Here is a 13,740-nt window from a genome sequence, read left to right on the forward strand (position 1 = left end):
CAGGTATTATTGATTGCCGGTTCTTCGCAGCTCATCATCATTACCGGTATTATGCTTACTTGCAGACTTAATAGATGCTTTGCCAAAACGATAAGTGAAACTGAGCATTACGCGGCGGGTTTCCCTTTTATTTATCCCTCTTAGATCAACGTTTTGATATAAAGTATGATTTCTGTCGCGATCACTGTTAAAAATATCAATAACGTTCAATTTTAAGTTACCGCGTTTGTCAAATATCTGCTTGCCTATACCTGCATTTACCGTATAACTTTGTTTGAGCTGATTAACACCATATAACGTTGGCGACTCATATCTTCCTGAAACTTCGGCTAAAACAGTGCTGCTCAGCGTGAAATTTTGTGTAGTGTTAAAAATAATATCCTGCGAGCCTTTATTAAAATTCCCATTTGCGGCATAAGCTACATAACGCTGGTATGAGGCATCAAGGTTAAAGCTGGCATTCCACCAACTGTTAAACTGCACAGGCGCATAAAACGTAGCGCCATAAACGAATATCCTCCCAAAATTTCTGCGGATAGTTATATTAACCTTTGTTGAATCGTTTTGCTCATAAATCGGAAAATCATACGCATCGTTGGTCACATTAAAGTATAAGGTGCTTATAAAGGTTTGATTGTAAGTGTGTGACAATTGTATTGAATTGGTGTACTCGGGTTTTAGATTAGGGTTGCCCGAAACGTAGTCATACAAATCGGTGTAGTATAAAAAAGGATTAATATCCTGATAATCGGGCCGGTGGATACCCCGGTTATAGCTCAAGTTAAAATTGTTTTCTTTATCAAGTTGATAATTTAACTGCACCTGCGGGAAAAGATTAAAGTAGTTGTTTTCATTTGTTACCGAATTGATCTCGGCTACACCTATTGATCTACCCATTGAGTTTGTTTTTTCGGCTCGCAGCCCTGCAGTAATATCAAATTTCCCTATCTTATTTACATAGTTTAAATAGCCCGCGCTTACAATTTCAGTATATATAAAACGGTTGGAATAGTTTGGATCGGCCCGGTAAACATTGTTCACCAGCGGACCAAATATTAAATTATTGTCGCTCTGTATATGATTATATTTTACCCCGGCTTCCAACCTTGCGGTTTTTGAGATTGGGTTCACATAATCGATCTTTGACGTCCATATATGAATATGGGATGGGGATAGATTTTCCAATTGCAACGAATCGCGGTATTGGGTTCCAGCTGGGGTATAAAAATTGTTGGTTATGTACTCGTTTGAGTGGCGGCTGTAAGTTGAATAATTAGCATCGGCCGATAGGGTTTTGCCGCTTTTATCAAGTATCCCGTTATAATTAATATTATAGTTTAAAAAGCTGGTGCCCCTGTCAAGGGTCGATTTAGCAATGATCACCGAGTCAAGCTTGTGTTGATTGGAGATCTTTAAATTATTGTCTTTCAAAAAATCATCTTCACGTACTATACCGCTTACTAAAACTCCTATGGTTTGTTTTGGCGAAAGGGAATAATCGGCACCTAATTTAAAATTATGATTGTATGATGTTTGAATATTATTATAATCAACGTTGTAATTGCTTAAAATATCATTATAGGTAATATTTCTGTTGGTATTAATATAGCGGCTGGTTTTGTTGTCTTCAAAAGTATAATTACCAAAAACGTTGAGTTTAGCGCTTCGGTTATTAAAAACAATACCTGCCCGGCTTTTATAATATTTGCCATAGCCAAAGCCGGCTGTTAAGGTACCGTTACTGCCTATGTTAGTGCCTTTTTTTTGTATAATATTTATAATACCCCCGCCTGATGCATCATACTTTGCCGAAGCGCTGGTGATCATCTCTATCTGATCAATATTGCTGCTTTGCATAGTGCGCAACAAATTTACCAGGTCATCCCCTGTTAAATTTGTTGGTCTGCCATCAATGGTTATCAATGCGGGTTGCCGGCCACTTATACTCAGGGTTTCGTTGCCGCTGTTTACGTGCACTCCCGGCGATTGCCTGAGCACATCATAAGCCGAATTGCCTTCGGCAATTACACTGTTTTGTATATTAAGAACTATTTTTCCGGGCTTTACTTCAATATAGGGCCTTCGTGCCACAACTTTGATTTCCTGTAACTGGCTGTTTACCAATTTTAAAATCATATTGGCGGCAGCTATGCTTTGGCCTCTTGCAACTTTGTAGGGGCCCGAATAAACTTTGCTGCACCCTATACTGGTTGCCAAAAGTAAATAGGAGTCTGGATTGATATTGATAAAACTGTAGATACCGGCTTTGTCGGCCAGGGTTGATCTTACAACGGACGAGTCGGCGGCTTTAAGAAGAACAACAGTGGCGGCTTCTGCACCCTCATTACTTTCCATCAAAACTTTGCCCTGTAGTGCCGAAGGTTTTGTTTGCGCAAAAGAAAAACAACACATGCCAGCCAAGAAGGTCGAAAACAAGCTCCCAAATAAAACCTTCATTAATAATTTAGTATGGAAATTTTCTATATTCCCTGATTTGAAAATGTATCGCAATATAGTAACAATATATTAAAACGTATAAATTGCATATTGACAATTTAAGATACATAAATAATAAATGTTGCCTCGGTTTTGAGTTTTCGGCGCTTGCATTTCCAATAAAACAAAATTCACGATTGTAAAAGGAACATGTGTGCTCAATTAAAATAAAAGCAACTCAATTTTTATTAATTTCGGCCCAACGGATCATTGTACAATTTTGATAACCATAAACATGAAGAAAGTAAGTCTTTTTATCCTGATCATCTGTTTTGCAACAAAAATAATTGCACAACCAGAACCAGCTAATTATACCATTGCCTTAAACAAGTTTAAACAATTGTACAATGCTAACCGGCCCGACAGCATCTTTAACATGTTTAGTTCCGAAATGAAAGCTGCCCTGCCTTTAGATAATTTCAGGAGCACTACCATGCAATTAAAAGGACAGCTTGGCAACCTTGTTGAAACCGACTTTGTAAAATATGAAGCGCCACTGGCTTATTATAAAGCAACTTTTCAAAAGAATACATTTTTATTAAACCTATCAGTAAACTCACAAAACCAGTTTACAGGTTTGCTTTTAAAGCCATATCAGCCTCCTGCAACTACTGCCCCAACAACTACTTCAACTATACCTACTGATCCGTCCATAACAGAATCGCCGGTATCATTAAAAACCATGTCGGGCTCCATTGCGGGTACACTGGCAATACCCAAAGACGTAAAAGATAAAGTGCCTGTAGTATTGATCATTGCCGGCTCGGGTCCAACAGACCGTGATGGTAACGCCCCCAAAATGGGCCTATCAGCCAATGTTTATAAAATGATAGCTAATGAGTTGGGGAAAAACGGCTATGCATCGTTACGTTATGATAAACGCCTTGTTGGCCAGAGTGTAAGCTCCACAAAAGAATCTGAATTGCGGTTTGAGGATTATATTGAAGATGCTGTTAACCTGATCAATATGCTGAATGACGACCAGCGATTTTCAAAGATCATTATACTGGGCCATAGCGAAGGGTCATTGGTAGGTATGATGGCCGCTTATGAACAGCCTATAAAGGCATTTATATCTGTTGCTGGTGCTGGTGATTCGGCCGATAAGATCATGACAGAGCAAATGAAATCACAGCCCCAATGGATAGCCGATGGATTTAACCGTATGCTTGATAGTTTGAAAAGGGGTAAAACCACCGATAATATTGATCCTGCACTTTACTCTGTTGCACGGCCAAGCGTACAAAAATACCTGATGTCGTGGTTCAGGTATAACCCTACCCGCGAGATCAAAAAAATAAAGATCCCTATTTTGATTGTTCAGGGTACTACTGATCTGCAGGTAACCGTAGCCGATGCCGAAAAGCTAAAGAAAGCAAAATCTGATGCGGTATTGGCCATTATACCCAACATGAACCATGTTTTAAAAGAAGCCCCGGCAGATAAAGCTCAAAATACAGCCACTTACAACCAACCCGATCTGCCCCTTAAACCCGAGTTTGTAAAAGCTATGATCAGCTTTTTAAATAAGGTGAAGTAATATTATATAAATCATTTGTCATCCTGAGGAACGAAGGATCTATTCACAAATATGCAAGTCGTATAATAGATGCTTCACTGCGTTCAGCATGACAAATGTGATTATTCAAATCCCCCGGTGCGATCCTACCAGGCGCCAAGCAACCTGCGTATCACAATAATTTCGGCAATATGATAGGCGTTATGATCGGCAGCCTGTAAAACCTCACGCAGGATGTTTTGTCCATCGCCATGCGGGATCTTCTCAAACAGATCCCCATTTTTTATCAGGCCGATAAATTCATCCCTATCGATATCAATTTGTTTAACTGATCTGGTCCACGCCTCATCATTTTCAGGACTGGTTTCTTTGGGCCAGTAATCATCCGGCCAGTTTGGTGATTCGTGGCTACCATCCTTACAAAACTCCAGCATGTCCCACTGGGCAATACGTATATGTTCAACCAGTTGCCAAATGCTGTAGGGTAGCTTATCGGGTTTTGCTCCTCTTAAATTGGCTGGCAAGTTCGCTAAAGCCGTTGGTAAATCGGCATGGGCATTGCCTCCATTCAGCAGGTGCACCAGTTCATCAATCAAAATACCGTGTTCTTTATTCGTTGTTTTCATAGTGTTTAAAGTAACAAATTTATCTATGGTTTGATTTATATCCCTTAAATGTTTTAAGTTTATCCATCATTACTAAATTTTATAATCGCGTGATAAAAAACATATATTTAAAGCTATTACTGGCTGTTATAATTTTCATAGTTGCTTTTACGGGTTGTAAGAAAGACAATGGCGGCGGCGGACCATTAATGGGTAAGGATGATGCGGCTTTCACCATTTATGAAAACTCCTTTCTGGAGACTTTATGGAAACAAAACCCAGACTGGGCTACCTCAGTTGGCTATCATAAGTATGATAGTTTGCTATATATCCCTAATGGGCAGAGCCGGGACAAAATGATGGATTTTGTGAGAGTTCAAACTGATTCATTGAGCCGCTTTGAAGTAAACAGCCTTACAGAGGCCAACAGAATTGATTATAAAATGATGCAAAACCAGTTGGAGTATGCCCAATGGCAAATTCAACAGTTAAAAGCTTATGAGTGGGACCCCTCATCATATAACGTAATAGGAACTTTTGCTTACATACTTAACGAACATTATGCACCGCTTTCCAAGCGTATGCGTAATTTTTATCAAAGAATGGCCAATGTGCCGCTTTACTATAAAGAGGCCGAAAAGCAGATAAAAAACCCGGTTGCTGAACTTACCAGCCTGGCCATTGAGCAAAACCTGGGCGGACTTGAAGTGATTGAAAAAGATTTTGCCGATTCGCTAAAGAAAACCAATATCCCCAAAGCCGAACAAAAACTAATGACGGATAGGGCAGCCCTTTGTGCCCAGGCCATTAAAGGTTATGCCGATTGGTTAAAGGCATTAAAGAATGACCATCCGCGCAGTTTCAGGCTGGGTAGGGATCTGTATGAGGATAAATTTAAGTACGAAATAGTATCGGCCAATACTGCGCAGCAGGTTTACAACGCAGCAGTTCAACGTAAAAAATACCTGCATGGCGAAATGGCCAAAATAAGCCGCCAGCTGTGGCCAAAATACTTTGGTCAAAAAACAATGCCAACTGATACACTTGGGTTGGTTAGTGCCATGATAGATACGCTTTCATCAAAACATGTAAAGCCTGATGAATTTCAATCAGCCATTGTACAGCTTATTCCCAAGCTTAACGCTTTTGTGAAAGCTAAGGACCTGGTTACGCTTGATCCTTCAAAACCATTGGTTATACGTAAAGAACCTGGCTACATGGCCGGGGTTGCCGGCGCATCCATGAGCGGTCCGGGGCCCTATGATAAAGGCGGCAACTCTTATTACAACGTGGGCAGCCTGGCCGGCTGGAGCCCTGAAAAGGCAGAGAGCTACCTGCGCGAATACAATCAATACATTATTCAAATATTGAGCATTCATGAGGCTGTTCCCGGACATTATGTGCAGGGTGTTTACGCCAACAAAGCGCCAAGTATCATCAAATCGGTATTTGGTAACGGGGCCATGAACGAAGGCTGGGCAGTATATGCTGAGGAAATGATGCTTGATAGTGGCTACGGCAACAAAGAGCCCGAAATGAGATTGATGTGGTATAAATGGCACCTGCGCTCGGTTTGCAATACCATATTAGATTATAGCGTACACAGCGGCAACATGACCAAAGAGCAAGCTGTTAAAATGCTTACCGCCGAAGCTTTTCAGCAACAGGCCGAAGCTGAAGGTAAATGGAAAAGGGTAAGTGTTAGCAGTGTGCAGTTAACCAGTTATTATACTGGCTATAAAGAGATAGTTGACCTGCGCGACGCCTACAAAACCAAAATGGGCGACAAATACAAACTGAAGGAGTTTAACGAGAAGTTTTTAAGCTACGGCAGTGCACCGGTTAAATTTATAAAAGAAGCCATGCTGGCTAAGCCGCCAGTGAGTAAGTAGTACACATGAGCATAGCGAAGAACCTGTAAGCGTGATGGGAGATTAATTAAATGCACGCTTGTGTAACTAATCTCTTACTTTCTGTCTCAAACATAGCATCTATTTTTAAATTTGAAGCATGAGTATCCGGGTACAATCATTGACAAAAATTTATGGCGGGCAAAAAGCGGTTGATGACATCAGCTTTAATGCCGGGCCCGGCGTTTTGGGATTTTTAGGGCCAAATGGTGCAGGTAAATCAACCACCATGAAAATACTTACCTGCTTTATTCCGCAAACCTCTGGTATGGCTTCGGTATGTGGGTTTGATGTAATTACCCGGCCTTTGGATGTACGCCGTCACATAGGCTATCTGCCCGAAAGTAATCCCCTTTATTTAGATATGTATGTAAAGGAGTCGCTTGGCTTTATTGCAGGAATCCACAAGATACAAGAACCGGAAAAACGCATAGCCTGTATTATTGAGCAAACCGGGCTTGGTCCCGAACAGCATAAAAAAATAGCACAGTTATCCAAGGGTTACCGCCAAAGGGTAGGGCTGGCACAGGCCATTCTGCATGATCCCGATGTGCTGATCCTGGACGAACCAACCTCCGGTCTTGATCCAAACCAGTTGATCGGCATCCGCCAATTGATCCTTGATCTGGGTAAAACAAAAACCATCATCCTGTCAACCCATATTATGCAGGAAGTTGAGGCGGTGTGCAATAAAGTGATCATCATTAACAAAGGAAAAATTGTGGCCGATGATACCCTGCAAAACTTGCGGAGTGAGAATAATGACAGCACACTGGAACAGATATTTATATCGCTAACGAGTAGTAATTAATACTATTTCATTCTAATTAATAATGTTTTACTTTTGAGGAAAATTAAAACCTTATCAATTATGAAAAAAATTCTATTAGCTCTCCTGCTAACAGCGGGCTCTTTCTTTACCTGTTTAGCACAATCAAATCCCGGTAAATTTAGTATTGGACTTGAAGGCGGTTTACCAGTTGGCGACTACAGTGACCTGTACAAGTTTGGCATAGGCGGCTCGCTTAAGTACGATTTACCAGTTGCCCCCAATTTTTACGTTACATTTTCTGCCGGGTACAGTAATTTCCAAATTAAGGACGAAGCCAAAGAATTATTGCGTTTTTTTGGCAGCAACCAGTCGTCATCAGGTTTTGTTCCGTTAAAAATAGGTGGTAAATACTATTTTAATAAAGGTTTTTTTGGTGAAGCACAAGTTGGCGCCGCTATAGCTACTGCAAGTGGTGGCGGTACTGCATTTGCCTACTCCCCAGGTATTGGCTATACTTTTGATGGTGGCTTTGAAGCCGGTGTGCGTTATGAAGCCTGGTCAAAAAGTGGCAGCACTTTTGGGCAATTTGGATTGCGTTTAGCTTATTGGTTCAGATAAATATAATACGCTATATCTTATTGTTTATAATATTTATTGCAGAATTAGTAACGTTTTGTGATAATAACTGTCAATATACCTAAACCACAGTGAAACAATAACCTTGTTATACTGTATTATAAACATTACAAAACCTTAAATTATGAAAAAAATTCTATTAGCCTTATTAATCTTAGGCGGCACAGCATTTGCAACTTTCGCACAGTCTAAGGACGGCGGCAAATTTAGTATCGGTTTTGAAGCCGGTTTACCTGTGGGCGATGCACACAATGTTTATAGTTCTGTATTTGGGGGGTCACTTAAATACGAACTTCCAATTGCAGAAAGTACTTTCTTTACACTTTCTGCCGGTTACAATTCATTCCAGGTTAAAAGTGAATTAAAAGATTTGGGATTTGAAAAATCAGATGGGGCTATTCCTTTAAAAGCGGGTATCAAGTATTACTTTGATCGAGGTTTTTTTGCTGAAGGTCAGTTAGGTGCTGCATTTTCTACTCAAAGCGGCGGCGGTACTGCATTTGTTTATGCTCCTGGTATAGGTTATACCTTTGATGGTGGCTTTGAAGCCGGCGTTCGTTATGAAGGTTGGTCGCATAATGGAACTATCAGTCAGGTTGGTTTGCGTTTGGCTTACCGTTTTTAAGAATCTAATTTATCATTATAAAAAGCCTGGAGATGATCTTCAGGCTTTTTTTGTTTATAATTTTTAATTAAAGTACATGTAAATATTTTTTTTAATATTAAACGTTGCATAACAATAAGTGTCAAACAGCCCGAAAGCGGCACTAAAAATAAAACCGCAGTAAACTTTATCCAACTTATTTATGAAAAAAATCCTATTAGCCTTAGTAATTTTAGGCAGCACAGCATTCAGTAGTTTTGCTCAATCATCAAAAGATGGCGGAAAATTCAGTATTGGTGTTGAAGGTGGTTTGCCGCTTAACGGCAATGTGAGGTCAGTGTTTGATTATGTTATTGGCGGCTCGCTTAAATACGAGATTCCGGTAGCCCAAGCTACTTTTTTTACTGTTTCGGCTGGGTTTAACTCTTTCCATGCCAAAAGTGAGTTCACAAACGTTAGCTCAGCTAATTGGATCCCATTAAAGGTGGGTATCAAACATTATTTTGAAAAGGGTTTTTTTGGTGAGGCCCAGTTAGGCGCTTCTATTCCCACTGTAAGTGAGCGTAGTACCCGTTTTGCCTACTCGCCGGGTATAGGCTATACCTTTGATGGTGGCTTTGAAGCCGGTGTCCGTTATGAAGGTTGGTCAAACAACGGAACTATTAGCCAGTTGGGCTTGCGCCTTGCTTACAGATTTTAACAAAAGTTTTAAATATTAAAAGCCCGGTGATGTCATCACCGGGCTTTTACCATATATCCGCTTTGCTTTAGCACAATAATATTGTAATTTCGGCGCTCAACTCCAGATTAAAAAAGTGCTTAGCATCCTTAAAAAAGAAATCACATCATACCTTAGTTCGCTGGTGGCTTACGTTACTATTGGCGTGTTTTTATTGGTGTTAGGCCTGTTTTTGTGGGTGTTTCCAGATTCAAGCATTTTAGATTATGGCTATGCCGGCCTGGAAAGCCTGTTCAGCACGGCGCCTTATTTGTTCATGTTCCTGATACCGGCCATCACCATGCGCTCACTGGCCGAGGAACGTAAGGAAGGTACCTTTGAATTACTTTTTACACGCCCTCTTACCGACTGGCAAATCATACTTGGAAAATACTTTGCCGCTGTACTGCTGATACTTTTTGCCCTGATGCCTACGCTGGTTTACTATTTTTCGGTAAATACATTGGGGACACCACAAGGCAATATTGATACCGGGGCGGTTATAGGTTCATACATCGGTTTATTTTTATTGGGCGCAGCATTTGCTGCTATTGGCCTGTTCGCATCTTCAGTAACCAAAAACCAGATCATTGCCTTTACCATCGCGGTGTTTTTGTGTTTCTTTTTTTACAGTGGGTTTGATTCGTTAAGTCAGCTATTATCCTTACAGGATCTGGGTCTGCAAAATCTGGGCATCACTGAGCATTACCAATCTGTAAGCCGTGGGGTACTGGATACCCGCGACCTGGCTTATTTTATAATTGTTACCGATATATTTATATGGCTTACGTTGTTTGTTATTATCCGTCAGCGTAAAAAGAAGTTGTTTACAACTACGATGCTTGGCTACACAGGTATTCTGTTGGTCATTGCGTTTATCTCCAATATTGCTTTTACCCGTTTTGATTTTACTACCGAAAAGCGTTATACCATATCGCCCATCAGCAAACAGATCATGGATAGCCTGCAGCAGCCGGTAAAGGTTACGGTTTATTTACAGGGCAATAATTTCCCGGCAGGATTTAAACGCTTGCAGGGTGCTACACGCGATATGCTGAGCGATCTGCAGGCCTACAGCCACCGTAAATTACAATTTGAATTTGTTGACCCTTTGAAAGGGCAAAGCCAGGAACAGCAGAATAGTACTTTACAAAACTTGTCAGATAAAGGATTGACACCTCAAACATGGAGTTTCAAAACAGATGATGGTGTAGTTCAAAAGGTATTGGTTTCATCGGCATTGGTTGTTTCGGGCGGAAAAGAAATTGCTGTAAATTTATTACAGCGTCGTATAGGTCTTTCTGATGATGAGTCTATAAACAACTCTATTCAAAACCTGGAATACGCTTTTTCATCTGCCATAAAAAAAGCTACCAGCGGCGGAAAGCCCATTATAGGATTTACGGAAGGGCATAATGAACTTACTGATTTGCAATTGCATTATGCGATGAAAGATTTAGCGGATGGGTACGAGGTTGGCAGGGTTGATTTGGCAACTATTCCGTTTAAAGGGCTGTTGCAGTTAAAACTTCTGGTGATCCCCAAGCCTGATAAGAAATTCACCGAACTGGAAAAATTTAAGCTCGATCAATATATTATGCGTGGAGGCCGTGTATTATGGACAATTGACCAGGTAAATGCCGAGCTTGACAGCCTTCGCGGTCATGGTGGCGAGCAACTGGCTTTCGCCAAACAGCTGAACCTTGATGATCAGTTGTTTCGCTATGGGGTACGTATCAATTATGATCTGATTGCCGATATGAATTGTTCGCAAATACCGGTAAGTACCGGTAGTGTAGGCGGACAGGCACAAATACAAATGCTGCCCTGGTTGTTTTATCCGGTTTTTATCCCCATGTCCAAACACCCGGTGGTGAAAAACCTGGATGGTATCAGCAGTGAGTTTGCCAGTACCATCGATCTGCTGGAAACAAAAAATATTAAAAAAACGGTGCTGCTTACTTCATCGCCATATAATAAAAAGATGACTACCCCACATGTACTGTCGTTACAGGCGCTGGAGCAGGAGCCAAACCCTAAAGAATTTCAAAGCTTACCCAAAACCGTTGGTGTATTACTGGAAGGTGAATTTATATCCAACTGGCGCAACAGGCCGCTGCCCGAAGGACTTAATGAGCAGGTTGCCATACAGCCCGAAAGCAAACCCACCAAAATGATTGTGATCAGTGACGGTGATATCCTGAAAAATCAGGTAGGTACCGATGGTTCGCCTTACCCGCTGGGTTATGACCATTATACACAGCAAACCTATGGCAATAAAAACCTGTTGCTTAACATTGCTGATTATATGACCGACGATTCGGGCTTGATAGCTCTGCGAACCAAGGAGGTAAAGATGCGCCTGCTTAACCGGGCCCGCATACGCAACGAGAAAATGTACTGGCAGTTCGTGAACACCGCCGGACCGTTGATTTTAGTGTTAATATGTGCTATTTTTCAACATTATATTCGTAAGCGGAAGTATGCCCATTAAATTTTTATATTTTTGATTGATTAAATAGACCCATATGAGATTTATTGTTTCTACATCAACATTACTCAAACAACTGCAAGCAGTAAGCGGCGCTTTAAGTAACAGTACCGTATTGCCTATACTGGAAAACTTTTTGTTCGAGATAAAGGATGGAAACTTAACCATTTCTGCAACCGATCTGCAAACCAGCATGACTACCTCCTTGCCAGTTGAAGCTAAGGAGAACGGCCGTATTGCCATACCATCGCGTATTTTATTAGAAACACTAAAATCGTTACCGGAACAACCAGTAGCTTTTTCTGTAGATGATAACACGTTTGCTATTGAAATTAACGCAGGCGACGGAAAGTACAAGCTGAGCGGCGAGAATGGCGAAGATTTCCCCAAAATACCGGTAGTTGAAAACGCATCGTCAGTAAATTTACCAGCCTCGGTTTTGGCCGAAGCTATAAACAAAACTATTTTTGCGGTGAGTAATGATGAACTGCGCCCGGCCATGACTGGTGTTTATTGCCAGTTAAGTACACAGCACCTTACTTTTGTAGCCACCGATGCCCATAAGCTGGTACGTTATCGCCGTAAGGATGCAAAAGCTGCAAGTACAACATCGTTTATATTACCTAAAAAAGCGTTAACGCTGCTTAAATCATCATTACCAACTGATGATGTGAATGTATCGGTAGAGTATAACTCAACCAGCGCGTTTTTTAAATTTGGCAACATTAACCTGGTTTGCCGTTTAATTGATGAGCGTTACCCTGATTACGAAGCCGTAATACCACAAACCAATCCAAATAAATTAAGTATTGACAGGCTTACCTTCCTGGGGTCGTTAAATCGTGTGGCTATTTATGCCAACAAAACCACGCACCAGGTAAGGCTTAAAATTAATGGCAGTGAGCTCAATATATCGTCAGAAGATATTGATTTTGCAAACGAAGCGCATGAGCGTTTAAGCTGTCAGTATGAAGGCGAAGACATGGAAATTGGCTTTAACGCGCGTTTTTTAATAGAAATGTTGAAGAATTTAAGTTGCGAAGAGGTATCTTTGGAAATGTCGACACCTAACCGTGCCGGATTATTGCTGCCACAGGGTGGTGATGAGAACGAAGATGTGCTGATGCTGGTTATGCCGGTTATGCTCAATAGTTATGCTTAAGTGTAAACTTAAATTATAAATCCAAAATCGAGTCCGGCTTTAAAAACCGGACTTTTTTGTTCGCCGGGATAACAAAAATTACAGTAAGCAGTTATATAGCTTATAATTATATATGAATATCAGGGTTAAAGCTTTGTTTATTGTTGCAGCTGTTGCATACATCATATCGTCATGTAAAAAAAATGACGATAAACCTCAAGTTACAAATACTACCAATCTTAATGTAGTTAATGCATCATTAAACACCATTAACTACTATATTAATGGTACCAGGATCAATAATACAACAAGCTACTACCCCGGCGGGACACTCGGTTATGTACCTGTAATTGCAGGGACTCAAAATTATCAGGTTAAAATTGCTGGCAATACAAACCCGCTTTTTACCAAACCGTTAACGCTTGATTCTGGTAAGTATTATTCGTTATATGTGGCTGGTCAAACTGCCGATGATGCCTTTTTAACCCACGACGTGCTGCAGACCGATACTAATGACAATGCATTAGTTAGGTTTGTAAATGCTTCGCCTGATTCTGGCCCTTTGGTTGTAGCGTTTGAAGGAACAAGCGCAACAAATACTATTTTGGATACTATTAAATTTAATAACGTGACTTATAAAACATCAACCGATTTTATAAGAATTAAAGGAGGATTTATACATAATGTTAGTGTTTACCAGGCATCATCGCCCTTAAACCCTAAACGCGATACTACCATAATGCTTAACGCCGGACAAATTTATACCTTATTTACTTATGGCTCAGTTAAGACAGCAGGCAACCAGGGACTAAACACCCACTTAATAATTAATCAATAAAAATATATTA

At 40.6% G+C, this 13,740-nt stretch carries 11 protein-coding genes; 9 read left to right on the top strand and 2 right to left on the bottom strand.

Going from position 1 to position 13,740, the window contains the following annotated elements; all coding sequences use genetic code 11:
- Window positions 1–6: 6 nt before the first annotated feature.
- Window positions 7–2,457: a TonB-dependent receptor domain-containing protein gene (locus tag M2273_RS06015; RefSeq protein ID WP_429394259.1), complete on the bottom strand. Its 2,451-nt coding sequence runs from the start codon at window positions 2,455–2,457 to the stop codon at window positions 7–9.
- Window positions 2,458–2,731: 274 nt separating this feature from the next.
- Here M2273_RS06015 and M2273_RS06020 point away from each other — a divergent pair, with 274 nt between their 5' ends.
- Window positions 2,732–4,036 (top strand): alpha/beta fold hydrolase, encoded by a 1,305-nt coding sequence (locus tag M2273_RS06020; RefSeq protein WP_429394262.1) that lies wholly within the window; start codon window positions 2,732–2,734, stop codon window positions 4,034–4,036.
- A gap of 125 nt (window positions 4,037–4,161) precedes the next feature.
- Here the strand turns inward: M2273_RS06020 and M2273_RS06025 are convergent, their stop codons facing one another.
- Window positions 4,162–4,641, bottom strand: a complete 480-nt coding sequence (locus M2273_RS06025; protein WP_429394265.1) for a DinB family protein — start codon at window positions 4,639–4,641, stop codon at window positions 4,162–4,164.
- An 89-nt stretch (window positions 4,642–4,730) separates the two neighbouring features.
- Between M2273_RS06025 and M2273_RS06030 the strand changes: the two genes are divergently transcribed.
- The 8 genes from M2273_RS06030 (at window position 4,731) to M2273_RS06065 (ending at window position 13,730) form a co-directional block, all read left to right on the top strand.
- Window positions 4,731–6,512 carry a DUF885 domain-containing protein gene (locus tag M2273_RS06030; protein ID WP_429394268.1) on the top strand — a complete coding sequence of 594 codons (1,782 nt, stop codon included), beginning with the start codon at window positions 4,731–4,733 and terminating at the stop codon, window positions 6,510–6,512.
- Window positions 6,513–6,630: 118 nt separating this feature from the next.
- Complete coding sequence (locus M2273_RS06035; RefSeq protein WP_429394271.1) at window positions 6,631–7,341, top strand: ATP-binding cassette domain-containing protein; 711 nt, start codon at window positions 6,631–6,633, stop codon at window positions 7,339–7,341.
- 60 nt (window positions 7,342–7,401) lie between these two features.
- Window positions 7,402–7,920 carry a hypothetical protein gene (locus tag M2273_RS06040; protein WP_429394274.1) on the top strand — a complete coding sequence of 173 codons (519 nt, stop codon included), beginning with the start codon at window positions 7,402–7,404 and terminating at the stop codon, window positions 7,918–7,920.
- Between the two features lie 142 nt (window positions 7,921–8,062).
- Entirely contained in the window at window positions 8,063–8,563 is a 501-nt protein-coding gene (locus M2273_RS06045) for an outer membrane beta-barrel protein (RefSeq protein WP_429394276.1), read from the top strand.
- Between the two features lie 181 nt (window positions 8,564–8,744).
- Window positions 8,745–9,242 (top strand): hypothetical protein, encoded by a 498-nt coding sequence (locus M2273_RS06050; RefSeq protein WP_429394278.1) that lies wholly within the window; start codon window positions 8,745–8,747, stop codon window positions 9,240–9,242.
- A gap of 115 nt (window positions 9,243–9,357) precedes the next feature.
- Complete coding sequence (gene gldG / locus M2273_RS06055) at window positions 9,358–11,754, top strand: gliding motility-associated ABC transporter substrate-binding protein GldG (RefSeq protein ID WP_429394280.1); 2,397 nt, start codon at window positions 9,358–9,360, stop codon at window positions 11,752–11,754.
- Window positions 11,755–11,788: 34 nt separating this feature from the next.
- Entirely contained in the window at window positions 11,789–12,913 is a 1,125-nt protein-coding gene (gene dnaN, locus M2273_RS06060; RefSeq protein WP_429394283.1) for a DNA polymerase III subunit beta, read from the top strand.
- Window positions 12,914–13,025: 112 nt separating this feature from the next.
- On the top strand, window positions 13,026–13,730 hold the full coding sequence (locus M2273_RS06065; protein ID WP_429394286.1) for a DUF4397 domain-containing protein: 705 nt from the start codon (window positions 13,026–13,028) through the stop codon (window positions 13,728–13,730).
- The last annotated feature ends 10 nt before the right edge of the window (window positions 13,731–13,740 follow it).

It is taken from the genome of Mucilaginibacter lappiensis (assembly GCF_050433765.1).
Taxonomy (GTDB): domain Bacteria; phylum Bacteroidota; class Bacteroidia; order Sphingobacteriales; family Sphingobacteriaceae; genus Mucilaginibacter; species Mucilaginibacter lappiensis_A.